Consider the following 16177-nt stretch of genomic DNA (forward strand, 5'->3'; position numbering starts at 1 on the left):
TCATTACTATTTGTGCCGCGCCCGAAGGCGCGCGGAATGGAGATTAGTATGAATCAGTATTGTATATACTGCTTACCCCAAAAGATTATTTGAAGAAACAAAATAAAAAAGAATTGCCTGAAAGCTTCCGGGTTTACGGAGCTTTTCACGTTATTTGGAAAAATGACTTTTTTTAAATCATATGACAATGCCCCTATCCTCTAAAGTAAACTGCATCGCAGTTTGGTGAGCTCTCAACTTGCTAATGAAAAAGATAATGTTATACCGGTAAATCAAAATTTTCAGAATATATCAGATATATTCGTATTAATATGTGAATTAATTGCCGCAAAAATATTTGGCGATAAGGTATCAAAAATATATGATAAAACTTTTCAGGTACTTTTAATTATTCCTATAATTAGTATTTTTATGTTGCATAATCTTTTTACTTTGGGTATACACAGACGGCCGCTAATGCTTTCCTTCGAAGAAAGGGGCTGTCAGTTAATAGATAGCCCCTTTTTTAAACAGATTATTTTACGGTCCGGACGCTCTCCACGATCAGCCGTACGCATCTGTCAATCCCCAAAAGGGAGCTGTTCAGAACGATATGGTAGTTGGAGGGAGCGCCCCAGGTCTGACCGGTGTAACGCTTATGATGAAAAGCCCGTTCACTGTCCTTCTGCTTCATGATGGCGTCTGTTTTTTCGGGAGGGATTTTATACTCGGTTTGGATGCGCTGCCGCCTTTGGTCCGGATCAGAGCGGATAAAGATGCGCAGGCAGCCGGGATAATCTTTTAAAATATAGTCAGCGCACCGCCCGATAATGACGCAGGAGCCTACCCGGGCGATCTGCCTGATGACCTGCCGCTGTGCCTGAAAGAGACGGTCCGCTTCACTCAGATTTCCGGTGGCAAAAAGATGGGTCTCAAAGGCACCATAGCTTTGAGCGGCCCAGTTCCATGCGGTATCCCGCAGAGAAAGGCCTTCCTCCGTTGATTCCACATAATCGCTGGACAATCCGCATTCCCGGGCTTCCATGGCGATCAGTTCCCGGTCATAAAAAGGGATTTTCAAAGCCTGGGCAACTTTCAGGCCGATCTCTCGGCCGCCGCTTCCGTATTCCCGGGCAATTGTGATGATAATATGGGAAGAATCTTCCGGCAAAGCGGCGGCAGATTCTTTTTCCCAGCTTTCTTCCGCACTTTTTTTCGGGCGCATCAATACGGCGCTGACAGCTAGGGAGAGAAAAACAAGAATGGAAGTTACCAGAAAAGAAGTCTCAATTCCCTTCATATCCCCATTGTCCCTGGCAGAAACGGACATGACTGTTACCAAAAGGGCGCTGATGATGGAACCGCCCACCTGGCGCACCGTATTCATGAGGGCTGTCCCATGGGAAATAAATTTCGATTCTACCGAGTTCACCGCCCAGGTCTGCAGCGGCTGAAGAAGAGCCACAACCCCCAGCGTACGGAAAGCGTATAGGATGACCACAGTTGCAAGCGGCGTGTCGATACCGATAAAAGAAAGGCCGAAGGTTGCGCCGCCCAGAAGCACCAGCCCTGCAAGAGAGAGTAGATAAGGCCCCCTTTTATCCAGAATCCTGCCGCACAGGGGATTTAAGAGAGCCAGAAAAAGAGCGCCCGGCAGCATGACCAGACCGGAGACGGTGGCGGAATAATGTCTCAGATTTTGAATATAAATGGGCAGCAGTGTGGAAACCGACAGCATGGAGCCGTAGGCGAAAATCAAAAGGACTGTTCCCAGGGTAAAATTCCTGTTTTGGAAAATCCGCAGTTCAAGAAGAGGGGAGGGAAGCTTCAGCTGCCGCAGGGAGAAAAGCACGATACACAGAATCCCCACCGCCAGAGGACCGAAGACTATAGGTGAGAAAAAGCCGTAAATTCCCTGGTTGGAGACGCCAGTCAAAAGACCGCAGAAGCCGATGGTTGACAGTATTACGGAGAGGATATCCAGCTTTCCTTCCGAATGCTTTTCTTCTTCCGGAAGTTTTACTATGCCCAATACAATGCTCAAGGCAGCAAGGGCGCACATAATGTAGAAAATACTCCGCCAGCCAAATGAATCCGCAATCCATCCGGCAAAAGTAGGGCCAAAAGCCGGCGCAAATCCGGTGGTGAGCCCTACAATGCCCATAATGGTGCCGCGCTCTTCGGGCCGGTAAAGCCGGAATGCCACAACCTGGGGAAGCGGCAGAAGGATTCCGGCCCCCAGCGCCTGCACCACACGGGCCAAAAGAAGAAGATAAATGTTGGGAGAAAATGCGGCGGCCGCGCAGCCGATAAAAAACAGGGAAACAGAGATCAGATATAATTTTCTGGAAGAAAAGTGTTCCATGAGATAACCGGTACAGGGAATCATGATCCCCATTACCAGCAGATATCCGGTGGTGAGCCATTGTCCCACGCTTGCGGTGATGCCGAATTCTGTCATAATTCTTGGCAGCGAGGCAGTCATTACAGTCTGATTTAATGAACTGATAAATGCACCGACGATTATGATGCCGATGATCAGTTTCTTGTTTATATTCTTATTTTTCAATCAAAAAATCCCCTTTCAAAAGACGGCAGGCAAGATGCACAATTGTTTCCGTTTCCTCCTTCCAGGCATTTTGCTGCCAGGTGCGAAGCAGCTGAAAAGTCAGGCCGGCCAGATAATTTTCCAGATATGGGAGTTCATCCTGTGATTTGGCTCCTTTTTTGGCATAAAAGGAAAACTCATTTTTGAAAAGAAAAATGTTGTCGATGGCAAAGATGTGGGAAAGCTGATTGTCAAACAGCACGGACAGGAACTTTTTGTGACCGCTCCAAAATTCGAAATAGACGGCCAGCATCTCTTCCAGCGTTTCAGGCAGCTTGGGCAGACCGTTTATAAACATGGAAAAAAGCTGGTTTAAAGAGTTCTCCAGAATGTCCTCCTTCTGGCTGAAATTCGTGTAAAAGGTTTGCCGGGACAGGCCGGCGCTGCTGGTGATGTCCTCAATCGTGATGTCTTTTAAAGGGCGTTCCAAAAGCAGCGAAACCAGAGAAGTGGCAAGGGCATTTCGGGAACGGATGGCCGCGGGATTTGTAGTATTTTTAATCATAATTTTACTTCACCTCTGGCATTAGTATAGCACAGCCATAAAAAATTTACAAATGTAAAACTTTTTGGGCGATTTTCAGCTTTTTCCATATATAATAAAATTTTCGGAGCAGGATAATACTGGGGACCATATCTGGCTGGCATTTCAGAGTATCAATAAATGACTTATATAGTTCATCATCTTCATCAATGCATGTATGCAGTTGAAAGAATTTTTGCCGAAATGTTTCTTCGGGTAATCCTTTAATTGAAAGAATATCCGCATTTTTGTTGGATGGTATCTTTTATTTGCCCTTCAGGTAAATAAGGAGGGTACCCACCCATTATGCATTGTAATAGATTAGCAGATCCTTTATGTCAGACGGATATGGAATAAACTTTGTTAACGAGAGGGCAGCAATAACTCTTGAATTAATTGGATTATCAAATCCAGCTTTGATAAATGAACGGATCATAAGACTTTGACATAAAAAAAAACATATAGTACAATTTATACGGATTATCAAGTTTTCCATTGTAAGCGGTTAGAAGGTAATGCATACATGGAGAATAATGTACACTTCATAAGCGACAGTTGGAGATATGTAAAACGTACCGTAATTTAAATAATTTTACGATTTCTTACACACTGGAAGGGAGGGTATAAAGCCAAAAATATGCTGAAGAAGCTGAAAAAATTAATCATATGAGCATCCCGGCTGCTATTTTGGAATTCTCCCTGGCCTTTTTGCAGGACTCAGATCAGGAGAGATTCGTGGTCTCCGGCATGAAAATTTTGATGTGGGGAGAGATACGATCCGTATAGCAGGGCAATATATGACAGACTATCACCTGGCGGATAAGATGTTGACTTTTCATCAGGTGCAATATATATTAAGAGACAGCTGGGACGTAATATCAATGCGGAAACAGAAATTCTGACGACACAGAAAGTTGAAACAAGAACTTCAAATAGTATCCGGTGCGTTCCTGTTCCAGCCTGGGTGATTGATGAACTCATTGTAAAACGGGCATGGTATGAAAAGCAAAAGCAGTTTGTCCCAGATTCTCATGATATTTATCAGCCAGTGATATTGTAATAACAATTGTAACCAGTCAAAATAAAAGAGAAAATGTAATCGTATTAATTGCACAGTAAAGGCGAAAAAAAGAATGAACAAAATAACCACAAAAAACAATGTTTCAACGAATACAAGAGAGTTAATCACGGGCAATTTAGCGTTAAGTGATGAAATATTGTTAAATATAGAGAAGCCTGCCCGTTATATCGGCGGGGAGGTAAACGCGGTTGTGAAGGATAAAGACAAGGTAGATATCCGCTTTGCCATGTGTTTCCCTGATGTTTACGAAATCGGCATGTCCCACCTGGGGATTCAGATCCTCTATGACATGTTCAACAGCTGGGAGGATACCTGGTGTGAACGTGTCTATTCCCCATGGGTGGATCTGGACAAAATAATGCGTGAAAAGCATATCCCGCTGTTCGCGCTGGAATCCCAGGAGCCTGTGAGAAATTTTGATTTTTTAGGCATCACCATCCAGTATGAAATGTGCTACACCAATATTCTGCAGATCCTGGATCTGGCGGGAATTCCGCTGCTTTCCCGTGACAGGGATGAAACTTTCCCCATCGTCATCGGCGGCGGTCCCTGTACCTATAACCCGGAGCCTATCGCAGACTTTTTTGATATTTTCTATATTGGAGAAGGAGAGACGATCTACCGGCAGCTTCTGGATCTCTATAAGGAATACCGCAAAAACGGCAACAGCCGCAGGGAGTTTCTCATTGAGGCCGCAAAGCTTCCTGGCATGTATGTTCCCTCTCTTTATGATGTAAGCTATAAGGAAGACGGCACCATCGCCTCTTTTACCCCGAATGTGGAAGGAATCCCTTCCAGGATTCTCAAGCAGATCCAGATGGATCTGACGGATACTTATTATCCCAGGAAGCCTGTGGTTCCTTTTATCAAAATCACCCAGGACAGGGTTACGCTGGAAATTCAGAGGGGGTGTATCAGAGGCTGCCGTTTCTGCCAGGCCGGGCAGCTTTACCGCCCGGTGAGGGAGCGGGATGTGGACATGCTTAAGAAGTATGCCATCGATATGCTGGAAAGCACGGGGCAGGAGGAAATTTCCCTCAGCTCCTTAAGCTCCAGCGATTATTCCAGGCTGGAAGAGCTGGTAACCTTCCTTATGGATACCTGCCGGGAACGTATGGTGAATATTTCACTGCCTTCCTTGCGTATCGACGCTTTTTCCCTTGATATCATGAGCAAGGTACAGGATGTGAAAAAAAGCAGCTTGACCTTCGCACCGGAAGCCGGAAGCCAGCGACTGCGGGATGTTATCAATAAAGGCCTGACGGAGGAGGTAATCCTCAAGGGTGCAGCCATGGCCTTTGAAGGCGGCTGGACAAGAGTGAAGCTGTATTTTATGCTGGGCCTGCCCACGGAGACAGAAGAGGATATCCGCGGCATCGCCGAGCTTTCCAATAAAATTGCCGCGCTTTTCTTTGAGACGGTTCCCAGGGAAAAAAGAACGGGACAGGTGCAGATTGTGGCCAGTACATCGTTCTTCATTCCCAAGCCCTTTACCCCCTTCCAGTGGGCGAAGATGAGCACAAAGGAGGAATTCCTGGAAAAAGCCCATCTGACGAAAACGGCAATCAGGGAACAGCTGAACCAGAAAAGAATCAAATACAACTGGCACGAAGCCGATGTAAGCGTTCTGGAAGGTGTGTTTGCCAGAGGCGACCGAAAGATTGCCTCCGTTATCCTGAAGGCCTATGAAAAAGGCTGCCTTTATGATTCCTGGAGTGAATTTTTCAAAAATGAGGTTTGGCTTGCGGCTTTTGATGAATGCGGCCTTGATATCAGTTTCTATACCACAAGGGAAAGGAGCCTGGATGAAATATTCCCCTGGGATTTTCTTGACTGCGGTGTTTCCAAGGAATTCCTGAAGAGAGAATGGCTCCGTGCCCAGGAGGGAATTGTAACCCCCAACTGTAAGCAGCAGTGCCAGGGCTGCGGTGCTTCCCGCTTTAAAGGAGGCATCTGTTTTGAGGAAAGAAATGCGCAGGGGGAAATCGAAGACGGTTCAGCGCGCACGCTGACAGAATATGCCCAGCTGCATCAGGACACCGGCGAAATTGCGGGAGAAACACAGCCGCCGGCACAGGAAGGGAAAGGAGGGGCGCAGGCATGAAGGTACGTGTAAAATTTGCTAAATATGGCTGCATGAAATTCATCGGCCATCTGGATGTGATGCGCTTTTTCCAGAAAGCGATTCGCAGGGCCGGTATTGACGTGGCCTATTCCACAGGCTACAGCCCACACCAAATAATGAGCTTTGCCTCTCCGCTGGGAGTAGGAATGTACAGTAATGGGGAATATATGGACATAGAGGTGAAAAACTCCGCAGAAAATGCCCTGAAACCGCAAATGTCGTCGGCAGAGATGTGCCGCAGGCTGAATGAAGTGAGCGTTCCTGGCATTGAAATCCTCAGTGTGAAGGCATTGCCGGAAAATGCGGGCAATGCCATGGCCAGTGTGGCGGCCGCCAGATATACTGTATACTTTAAGGATCCTGCGTTTGATTTCCATTTCCTTGATTCCTGTCTGGAGGACTTTCTTGCCCAGCCGGCCATTATGGTTACCAAGGAAACAAAAAAAGGAACCTCTCAGATGGATCTGAGACCCGGAATTTATGAGTGTAGAATAACGGCAGACGGCAGTCTGGAATTTCTGGTGGATGCCAGCAGCGGCGGCAATATCAAGCCGGCCCTGCTGATAAACGCCCTGTGGCGGTTTGCCGGGCAGCAGCGGCTGCCATACTTTGCGGGACAGCCTTATGCGCAGGAGGAAGAACTGCCGTCCATAGCGCTTCAGCAGGTCCGGGAAGAAACCTATACCAACACCGGTACGGCGGAATCTCCCGTTTTCGTGCCGCTGGATGAAGTGGGGGAAGATTTTTGAACGATTCCAAACTGATTTTACTCAGACAGGACAGACATATTCTGTCCCTGCTCCTCAATGAAGGCCGGCTGACGGAGGTTAATGCCTACCAGCCGGCTGCCTGTGCGCCCGCTGCCCCGGATGCCGATACCTGCATTCTGGGCAGCATTTATGTAGGGAAAATCAACCATGTGGTGAAAAATATTAATGCCGCTTTTGTGGATCTCACGCAGAGCAGACGGGCATTCCTTCCTTTGGACGGCAGAGCGGAGCCCAGGCTTTTGAACCGCCCCTATGACGGACGGCTGCTGGCCGGGGACGAGATCCTTGTCCAGGTGGAAAAAGAGGCCGTTAAAACCAAGGATCCCGTGGTAACCCCGGAGCTTTCCTTTTCCGGCCGTTATGCGGTCCTCATTCCTTCCGAAGCTCCCGGCAGGCTGGTCTTTTCAGGCAAGCTGGATACCGTAGTCAAAAAGCGGCTGAGGGATTTCCTCCCTGCAGACGAATTGACGGAAGTCCTGAAAAATGCTTCCCTCATCATACGCACCAACGCCGGGGAGCTGACGGAGAAGGAACCGCTGGTTTCCGATATCCAAAAGCTTTCTGCGCTGGCCTGCCAGCTTCTGTCAGTTGCCGACAAACGTACCTGCTACAGCTGTCTGTACCGTCCTGCCAGTCCTTATCTTATGGAAATAAGGGATACCTATACCGACCAGTTTGATGCAATTATAACGGACGACAGACAACTATATGAGGAAACCGCTGATTTCCTGAAAACCCAGTACCCGGAGGAACTGTCCCGGCTGCAGTTTTATGAGGACCCCCGGGTATCCCTTTCCAATCTGTACGGCCTGTCTGCAAAGCTTAAGGAGGCCACAGAAACGCGTGTATGGCTCAAATCCGGCGGCTATCTCGTCATAGAACCGACGGAAGCCCTCACGGTTATCGACGTTAATTCAGGCAAATACAGCGGTAAGAAGGGCATTCGTGACACCTTCCGCATGATCAACCGGGAGGCGGCCCTGGAAATTGCCAGACAGCTGCGCCTGCGTAATCTTTCCGGAATTATCCTGGTGGATTTCATAAACATGGAGGAGGCTGACGACAGACAGGAACTGCTGGAATTCCTGTCCGCACAGTTAAAACGGGATCCGGTAAAAACGGCATTGATTGATATGACCCCTCTGGGCCTGGTGGAAATCACCCGGAAGAAAATCCGCCGCCCCTTAAAAGAACAGCTGGAACAGTAGTTTTTTCCCGGCTGCTTTGGACTTGCCGGTTACAAACATTTTCGCTGGAGGAAAAAACAATGCGGCTGCTCCGTATGAAAAATATACATGAAGGCGCCTATCTGAAGCATTACGAGCTTACCTATCTGAATAAAAGCGGTAAAGAAAAAGTTTTCGAACTGGTCAGCCGGAACCGCCTTGCTTCTCCACGGGACATCGGCAGGAAGGCAAGCGGCGTCACGATAATTGCTTTTCAAAAGGAACGCATGCTCCTGCTTCGGGAGTTCCGTATGAGCATCAATAAATCCATATATAACCTGTGCGCCGGGATGCTTCAGGAGGGTGAAAGCGTGGAGGACTGCGCCCGCCGCGAGCTGTATGAGGAGACGGGCCTTACCGTCGCCCGTTTCCTGGATATCCTGCCGCCCTCTTATTCTGCGGTAGGTTTTTCCGATACGAGCACCTACATGGTAATACTGGAAGCTGAAGGAACTTTTTCCGACCATACCTCTGCCAATGAAGAAATTACCGCAGGGCTCTATACCCGGGAAGAGCTGAAGGCCATGCTTAGAACCGAGGAGTTCAGCTCCCGTTCCCAGACCGCCGCCTATTTCTTTGCCCATTTCCGGTAACGGTCCGGGCGTCCGTATTGTTACCGTTTCCTTTAGAAGGTTCTTAGAGATAAACCTGATATCCTGTTTTTTGACGGCGGCAATCCGCCTGATTACATACAGGAAAGGAAAAAAGCAAATGAAAAAACAAGACAGAAAAACGAAAAGAATCCCCGGGTGCCTGTGCGCAGCCCTTCTGTGCGCGGCCGTTCTGGCTGCCTGCGGCAGCTCTTCCCAATCCGGACAGGAGAATTCCTCCCCTTCACAGGCAACGCAGGAGAGCGGCGCGCCTTCTTCCCGGCCCGGTGAAGTTGAAACCCCTTCCGCTGCAGAAAGCAGCGGCCAGTCAGCTGCAGACATAACGGAAAGCGGTAATGCACCTGCTTCAGGCAATGCTTCAGCAAATACATCCGCTGATGATACCGGCAAAAACGGCGGGCAGACAGAAGGACAGGCTTCGGACACAGACCATGCCCTCATCGAATTGTCAGGCGAAATTGAGACCATCGGGACCGGCAGCTTTGTGGTGAACCAGATTTTTAATGAAACACTGGATGACGGATCCATGATCGCTTATTCCTCCACTAAAGACAAGACGCTTCTTGATATTGAATATAATGATCAGACCGTGTTCACTATCTGCAGCAGTTCTGACGGAGGAATCACTTCGACAAACACGCCGGGAACCCAGGCGGATCTGGAGGTCGGCCGCAGCTTGATAATGAACGGCTTCTGGGAAGGCGATACTTTTCATGCGCAGGAGATTACCATTTACCATTTTGGGTAATTTATGAAAGCTCTCTCATCAGAACCGTTACGATATTTTCAGATGTATGGCAAAAAAATTATGGCAAATTTTTCGTATTTTTTGTTGACACCTGTCCGGCTCGATGCTATTATATATGAGTATGCCGCATAACGAGGTAAAAGTGTGTCCTCAGGGACATCACCGCAGTTAGCGAGTTTTGGAAATAGGAGGTGCCCTATGTACGCAATTATTGCAACAGGTGGAAAGCAGTATAAAGTTTCCGAAGGTGACGTTCTGAAGGTTGAAAAACTGAACGTAGCAGAAGGAGATGCTGTTACATTTGACCAGGTAATCGCAGTGAGTGACAACGGCCTTAAAGTAGGCGAAGATGTTGCTAACGCTACCGTTTCTGCTACTGTAGTAGGCGAAGGCAAAGGAAAGAAAGTCATCGTTTACAAGTATAAGAGAAAAACCGGTTACCATAAGAAAAATGGTCACAGACAGCCCTACACACAGGTTAAGATTGAAAAGATCAACGCTTAATCAGAAATCATGACGAAGATATTAGTCAGAAAGACAAGCACAGGAGGCTATGCAGGGTTTACCTGTATCGGCCACAGCGGTTTTGCCGCAGCAGGCAGGGATATAGTCTGCGCATCCGTATCCGTCCTTGTAATTAACGCCATCAATTCCATCGAGCAGTTAGCCGGGGAGGAGATGTCAGTAATTACCAATGAAGAGGAAGGTTTAATTGATGTCAGATTTGCCAATCCTGTTAATAAGAAGACCGCACTCCTTATGGATTCCATGCTGCTTGGCTTGCAGGAAGTGAAAGAACAATATGGTAGTAAATACCTGAAACTTCAATTCGAGGAGGTGTAGACCCAATGTTAAAAATGAACCTTCAGTTTTTTGCTCATAAAAAAGGAGTTGGCTCCACAAAGAACGGCAGAGACTCCGAGTCCAAGAGATTAGGCGCCAAGAGAGCTGATGGACAGTTCGTTAAAGCAGGAAACATTCTTTTCAGACAGCGTGGAACAAAGATTCATCCCGGCGTTAATGTAGGACGCGGCGGCGATGATACTTTATTCGCATTAGTAGACGGTGTACTGAGATTCGAAAGAAAAGGAAGAGACAAAAAGCAGGCTTCCGTTTATCCTGTAGAAAAATAAGTACGTATCTGCCGGGCTTCAAACATCTTTTGTTTGAAGCCCTTTCCATTATTATTTATTGTAAAGTTCGCCGCATTTTGCGGTTTTTTGAAAGGATTAATTATGTTTGCAGACAGAGCGAGAATTTATGTCAGAAGCGGCAAAGGCGGGGACGGTCACGTTTCTTTCCGCAGAGAAAAGTATGTACCGAACGGCGGCCCTGACGGCGGAGACGGCGGAAGGGGCGGAGATGTTATTTTCCAGGTGGACGAAGGCCTGAACACCCTGACCGATTTCAGGCATGTCCGCAAATATAAGGCGGTAGACGGGCAGGAAGGCGGCAAACGCAACTGCCGCGGCAAGGATGGCGAAGACATCATAATTAAGGTTCCGGAAGGTACTGTCATCAAAGAAGCCGAAAGCGGAAAAGTCATTGCCGATATGTCCGGTGACAACCGGAGAATCGTTCTCCTCACCGGGGGGCGCGGCGGCAACGGCAACCAGCATTATGCCACCAGCACCATGCAGGCTCCCAAATATGCCCAGCCGGGGCAGCCGGCCAGAGAACTGGAACTGCTTCTGGAGCTTAAGATGATAGCTGACGTTGGCCTGGTAGGCTTTCCTAATGTGGGAAAATCCACGCTTCTTTCCAGAGTTACCAATGCCAGGCCTAAAATTGCCAATTATCATTTCACCACCATCATCCCTAATCTGGGCGTGGTGGATATGGACGGCGCAAAGGGCTTTGTCATCGCGGATATCCCGGGGCTGATTGAAGGCGCTTCGGAAGGTGTCGGCCTGGGCCATGAGTTTCTGCGCCACATTGAACGAACCAGGGTTATCATTCATATGGTGGATGCGGCGGGAACCGAAGGACGTGACCCGATCACAGATATTTATGCCATCAATAAGGAGCTGGAAGAATATAATATGGAAATTGCTTCCCGCCCCACGGTAATCGCAGCCAATAAAATTGATGCCATAACAGATACAGAAAACAATCCCATCGATGCCCTGAAGGCTGAGTTTGAGCCGAAGGGGATCCGGGTTTTCCCGATTTCAGCGGTAAGCGGGGAAGGGTTGAAGGAGCTGCTTTATTATGTAAGCGGCCTGCTGGATCAGACTGAGGTAAAGCAGGTCGTTTTCGAACAGGAGTATTTTCCGGAATTTGAAAACGGTTATTCCAACGAACCCTACACCGTGGAATATAACGAAGAAGAAAATGAGTACGTGGTGGAAGGCCCCCGTATCGAAAAGATGCTGGGCTATACCAATCTGGACTCGGAAAAGGGCTTCACCTTCTTCCAGAATTTCCTTAAGGAAACCGGCATACTGGAACAGCTGGAGGAACTGGGAATTCAGGAGGGGGATACGGTCCGCATGTACGGATTGAAATTTGATTACTATAAATAAGCAAGCGCGGGAGGAATACAAATGACAAGCAAACAGAGAGCCTATCTCAAAAGCCTTGCCAGCAGTCTGGAACCAATTTTCCAGATTGGAAAGGGGAGCCTGACTCCGGAAGTGACAGAAGCTATTTCGGAGGCTTTTAACAAACGGGAGCTGATTAAAATCGCCGTTTTAAAGAACTGTTTTGATGATCCGAACGAAATCGCCGCTACCGTGGCAGAACGGACAAAATCCCAGGTAGTTCAGGTCATCGGTAAAAAAATCGTCCTTTACAAGGAAAGCAAGGATCATAAAAAGATCGAGCTTCCCAAATAGTAAGAGGAAAAACTGTCTGAATGGAGGAATCCCTCATGAATACAGGCAAAGATCAGGAGTCACACTCCTTAGAAGGAGAAAAAAGGCACAGAAGAGTGGGCATTATGGGAGGAACCTTCAATCCCGTGCATATGGGGCATCTGCTCCTGGCAGAAAATGCCTACTCCATGTTTTCACTGGATGAAATTCTTTTTATTCCCAGCGGCTGTTCTTATATGAAGGATCAGACGGAAATTCTGGACGGCGCCACAAGGCTGCATATGACGCGGCTGTCCATTGCGGATAATCCGCATTTTTCCCTGTCCTCCATGGAAATTGACCGGGGCGGCTATACCTATACCTGTCAGACGCTGGAACAGCTGGGGGAAGAGAATCCTGAAACTGATTATTATTTTATTTTGGGAGCCGACAGCCTGTTCCAGATGGAAAGCTGGAAGGATCCTGAAATTATTTTTCAGAAGGCCGTTATTCTTGCGGCGGTGCGTGAGGGCCGTGATATAAAGGAGCTTCTGGAAAAGGCCGGGCAGCTGAAGGATAAATTTAAGGCCGAGATCCATCTGGTACCTATTGGGAATATAGATATTTCCTCCTCAGATATCCGCAGACGGGTCCGTGAGGAACGTTCCATCCGCTATCTTGTCCATGAAAGCGTCCGGGAATTTATTGAAAAAAATAATCTTTACCGGGATTTAACAGTCCCGGCTTCGCAGGAGAACAGACATGAATAAAGAAGCAAAACATTCCGATGCAAAGCGTCCCAAAGAAAATCAGGAAATCATTGCTTTACGAAAAGCCATGAGTAAGGCCCTGGAAGAAAAAAGATATGAGCACACGCTGGGCGTCGCCTATACAGCGGCCGCCCTGGCCATGCGTTACGGACAGAGCGTGCATAAAGCGCAGACGGCTGGACTCCTTCATGACTGCGCCAAAAATCTGACAAATGAGAAGAGAGTGGACATCTGCCGGAAAAACAATATTCCAATCAATGCCGCTGAGGAGAAGAATCCTTTCCTCCTCCATGCAAAGGTGGGAAGCTATCTTGCACAGAAGAAATACGGCATTTCCGATCGGGAAATCCTGGATGCCATCACCTACCATACAACAGGCCGCCCTGATATGACCGTTATGGATAAAATTATTTACATTGCGGATTATATCGAACCTGGCCGCAGCCAGGCTCCTGGACTGCCGGAGGTACGCAGGCTTGCCTTCACGGATTTGGACGACTGTCTGTTCCGGATACTCGGGGATACGCTTGATTATTTGACCGCATCCAAGATGGAAATAGATGAAGCAACCCGTCAGACCTATGATTACTATAAATCACTGAGAGAACAAAATACGGAAAGGTAAAGGTACTTTTATGACAGATACACGTTCCAAGGAAATGACCAGACTGGCTATTACAGCCCTGGAAGATAAGAAAGCGGAAGACATCAGCATTATTGACATCAGCGAAGTCTCCGTTCTCGCAGATTATTTTCTGATTGCCAGCGGCAGCAACCGCAGCCAAATCCAGGCCCTTACAGACAGCGTGGAAGAAAAGCTGGGCCGTGCCGGCTACAGCCCGAAACAAATTGAAGGCTATGACACCGCCAACTGGATACTCATGGATTACGGCGATATTATCGTCCACATTTTCGACCGTGAAAACCGTCTTTTCTACGATCTTGAAAGAATCTGGAGAGACGGAAAAAGAATTGCACGGGAAGATTTCAATTAATCCCCGGTAGTTGGCGAAAGCCCGGCAAATTACCTGTCTGCGAAATGATTGCGGCGATTCATGGATTCCTTAAGATTCATAATTTCACAGAGCTGTTCAGATAATCTTACCAGAATGCTTTGGCGTGGTCTGGAACTTTTTCTTAAACGCCCTGGAAAAAGTGGAATAATCCTTAAAACCGCATGCATAGCATGCTTCCGTAACGCTCATTCCGTTCTGAATCTGTGTTTTCGCCAGCAACAGACGCTTTTCACTGATGTAGGAACCGATGGAATATCCGGTTTCCGCTTTGAACAGATGCATCAGATAAGACCTGCTGACAAAAAAATGCTCTGCCAGGCCATCCACAGTAATTTCATCCTTCAAATGAGCATTGATATAATCCACAATAGCCGCAATCTTTTCGTTTGACACTTCATTTTCAAGATAATTCGCATGATTGTTAATCAGCGCCCGGTTCAGCCATATCATAAACTCCAGAAAAAGCACCTTCTGATAAAGCCCATTGGCATATTCCTGGCTGGAGAAAGAACGCTCCAGCTCCCTGCACACCGCAAACAGGCTGCTTTTTTCCAGATTATCTATACGCAGAACATTCCCGTGTTTTTCCCTCGCTTCCTGAAAACACCGGCTCAAATCATAATTCTCATCTCTGTACTCCCGCATAAACCCGGAAGACACATAAATAATAATCCTCTCATAAGGCATATCGCTGTGAATCACCGGTCTGTGGATCTCTCCGGCATTTACCAGAATAACATCATAAGGCCTCAGCTCGTACCGCCGCCCCTCAATTGAATACGTCACGTCCCCGCTCAGGAACAAAACAATCTTGTCAAAGTCATGATAATGATAGGCAATATCCATTTTTCTGGCATCCTTCAAATGAAAAATCCTGAAATCATTCTTAAGATACCCCGTCTTTTCATAATTTTCCATCTTCACTCTCCTGACAACACTGGAACAATTTTCAAACATACTCTAGCATAAACTTTTCTTATTCCCTATTATAAAGCACAATTTGCAAGATTGAAAGCACCTGTTCTGTTTTTTGTATGGAAAATGCCGGGTAAAATAGAAGATAGTAGAGGAGGCTTACACTATGAACTTTGCAGCACTGCGTTATGAAGAGCTTGCGCTTAACGCGTTTCCTGTTTTGCATACTGAGGTTTACGATGGCTGGATTCTCCGGTTTTCCGGCGGGACGGCCCATGAGGGGAACTGTGTCAGTCCGCTTTATCTTTCTACAAAAGCATATGAGGATAAAATAGAGTATTGTGAAAATAAATTCAGGGAAAAGGGGCTTCCCTGTGTATTTAAAATGACGGCCAACGTACCGGCCGCTCTGGATCAGCAGCTGGCAATGAGGGAATATGAGCAGCAGGACAAAACCTATATCATGGAATGCCGCCTGACCAATGAAGGTGAAAGCCTCAAAAACGCACAGGGAGATGCCGCAGGCGCATCAGCGGCTTCCGGCACCCAAATCCGGCTGACCCGTACAATGGACGACAGTTGGCTGGAGGCATTTCTTTCTCTAGACGGCGGTGACTGCATCTGCCCGGAATCCGCAAGGGCCATGCTCACAGCAATCAGAAATCCTGTATACTGTGCCGCTTTATATGAAAATGACAGAATTATCGGCTGCGGCCTGGGGGTTGTGGAGGATGGCAAAATAGGCTTATATGACATCCGGGTACACAATGATTTCCGCCAGAAAGGAATCGGCGCCCGCATTTGCCGCGCCATAATGGAGGAAGGCCGCAGAGAGGGAGCCGATACCGCATTCCTTCAGGTGTCCGCTGCCAACAGGCCTGCTGTCAGATTGTATCAAAGCATTGGTTTTGAAGAAGTCTATACTTACTGGTACCGCATCAGATAAACTGGGCGGTGCCTTTTTATATCCCGTTTTATTTTATGCACCAATTCCGGGCCGGCATCTGTTT

17 protein-coding genes are annotated in these 16177 nt (G+C 47.5%); 14 read left to right on the plus strand and 3 right to left on the minus strand.

The features are described 5' to 3' along the window. Nucleotides 1-514 precede the first annotated feature (514 nt). Nucleotides 515-2548 (minus strand): DHA2 family efflux MFS transporter permease subunit, encoded by a 2034-nt coding sequence (locus tag DXC51_RS02600; protein ID WP_117543612.1) that lies wholly within the window; start codon nucleotides 2546-2548, stop codon nucleotides 515-517. After that, on the minus strand, nucleotides 2538-3092 hold the full coding sequence (locus DXC51_RS02605; protein ID WP_021639123.1) for a TetR/AcrR family transcriptional regulator: 555 nt from the start codon (nucleotides 3090-3092) through the stop codon (nucleotides 2538-2540). Before DXC51_RS02605 ends, DXC51_RS02600 begins: the two co-directional genes overlap by 11 nt. Before the next feature lie 1151 nt (nucleotides 3093-4243). Between DXC51_RS02605 and DXC51_RS02610 the strand changes: the two genes are divergently transcribed. The 13 genes from DXC51_RS02610 to rsfS all read left to right on the plus strand — a co-directional run bounded on the left by DXC51_RS02610 (nucleotide 4244) and on the right by rsfS (nucleotide 14231). After that, complete coding sequence (locus DXC51_RS02610; RefSeq protein WP_117543614.1) at nucleotides 4244-6295, plus strand: TIGR03960 family B12-binding radical SAM protein; 2052 nt, start codon at nucleotides 4244-4246, stop codon at nucleotides 6293-6295. Next, the gene (locus tag DXC51_RS02615) at nucleotides 6292-7065 is read left to right on the plus strand and encodes a TIGR03936 family radical SAM-associated protein (RefSeq protein ID WP_021639127.1); all 774 of its coding nucleotides are present in this window, start codon (nucleotides 6292-6294) and stop codon (nucleotides 7063-7065) included. The genes DXC51_RS02610 and DXC51_RS02615 overlap by 4 nt, the downstream gene beginning before the upstream one ends. Beyond that, nucleotides 7062-8294: a ribonuclease E/G gene (locus DXC51_RS02620; protein WP_243003110.1), complete on the plus strand. Its 1233-nt coding sequence runs from the start codon at nucleotides 7062-7064 to the stop codon at nucleotides 8292-8294. The genes DXC51_RS02615 and DXC51_RS02620 overlap by 4 nt, the downstream gene beginning before the upstream one ends. A gap of 74 nt (nucleotides 8295-8368) precedes the next feature. Beyond that, nucleotides 8369-8905 carry an NUDIX hydrolase gene (locus DXC51_RS02625; protein WP_235930567.1) on the plus strand — a complete coding sequence of 179 codons (537 nt, stop codon included), beginning with the start codon at nucleotides 8369-8371 and terminating at the stop codon, nucleotides 8903-8905. Nucleotides 8906-9023: 118 nt separating this feature from the next. Further along, nucleotides 9024-9671, plus strand: coding sequence for a hypothetical protein (locus DXC51_RS02630; RefSeq protein WP_147332329.1), 648 nt, complete (start codon nucleotides 9024-9026; stop codon nucleotides 9669-9671). Between the two features lie 198 nt (nucleotides 9672-9869). Continuing rightward, entirely contained in the window at nucleotides 9870-10175 is a 306-nt protein-coding gene (gene rplU / locus DXC51_RS02635) for a 50S ribosomal protein L21 (RefSeq protein ID WP_021639131.1), read from the plus strand. 9 nt (nucleotides 10176-10184) lie between these two features. Next, nucleotides 10185-10514, plus strand: a complete 330-nt coding sequence (locus DXC51_RS02640; RefSeq protein ID WP_102288830.1) for a ribosomal-processing cysteine protease Prp — start codon at nucleotides 10185-10187, stop codon at nucleotides 10512-10514. Nucleotides 10515-10519: 5 nt separating this feature from the next. Continuing rightward, nucleotides 10520-10804, plus strand: coding sequence for a 50S ribosomal protein L27 (gene rpmA, locus DXC51_RS02645; RefSeq protein WP_021639133.1), 285 nt, complete (start codon nucleotides 10520-10522; stop codon nucleotides 10802-10804). 102 nt (nucleotides 10805-10906) lie between these two features. Beyond that, on the plus strand, nucleotides 10907-12196 hold the full coding sequence (gene obgE / locus DXC51_RS02650; protein WP_117543620.1) for a GTPase ObgE: 1290 nt from the start codon (nucleotides 10907-10909) through the stop codon (nucleotides 12194-12196). Between the two features lie 21 nt (nucleotides 12197-12217). Continuing rightward, the gene (gene yhbY, locus DXC51_RS02655; protein WP_021639135.1) at nucleotides 12218-12508 is read left to right on the plus strand and encodes a ribosome assembly RNA-binding protein YhbY; all 291 of its coding nucleotides are present in this window, start codon (nucleotides 12218-12220) and stop codon (nucleotides 12506-12508) included. Nucleotides 12509-12543: 35 nt separating this feature from the next. After that, nucleotides 12544-13236, plus strand: a complete 693-nt coding sequence (gene nadD / locus DXC51_RS02660) for a nicotinate-nucleotide adenylyltransferase (protein WP_117544011.1) — start codon at nucleotides 12544-12546, stop codon at nucleotides 13234-13236. After that, a complete protein-coding gene (gene yqeK / locus DXC51_RS02665) occupies nucleotides 13229-13861 on the plus strand; it encodes a bis(5'-nucleosyl)-tetraphosphatase (symmetrical) YqeK (RefSeq protein ID WP_117543622.1) in 633 nt (210 codons plus the stop codon). Before nadD ends, yqeK begins: the two co-directional genes overlap by 8 nt. 10 nt (nucleotides 13862-13871) lie before the next feature. Continuing rightward, entirely contained in the window at nucleotides 13872-14231 is a 360-nt protein-coding gene (gene rsfS, locus DXC51_RS02670; protein ID WP_117543624.1) for a ribosome silencing factor, read from the plus strand. Between the two features lie 96 nt (nucleotides 14232-14327). Here the strand turns inward: rsfS and DXC51_RS02675 are convergent, their stop codons facing one another. Then, entirely contained in the window at nucleotides 14328-15170 is an 843-nt protein-coding gene (locus DXC51_RS02675; RefSeq protein ID WP_117543626.1) for an AraC family transcriptional regulator, read from the minus strand. Between the two features lie 163 nt (nucleotides 15171-15333). Between DXC51_RS02675 and DXC51_RS02680 the strand changes: the two genes are divergently transcribed. Next, the gene (locus DXC51_RS02680; protein ID WP_021639140.1) at nucleotides 15334-16113 is read left to right on the plus strand and encodes a GNAT family N-acetyltransferase; all 780 of its coding nucleotides are present in this window, start codon (nucleotides 15334-15336) and stop codon (nucleotides 16111-16113) included. The last annotated feature ends 64 nt before the right edge of the window (nucleotides 16114-16177 follow it).

The organism is Eisenbergiella massiliensis (genome assembly GCF_003435485.1).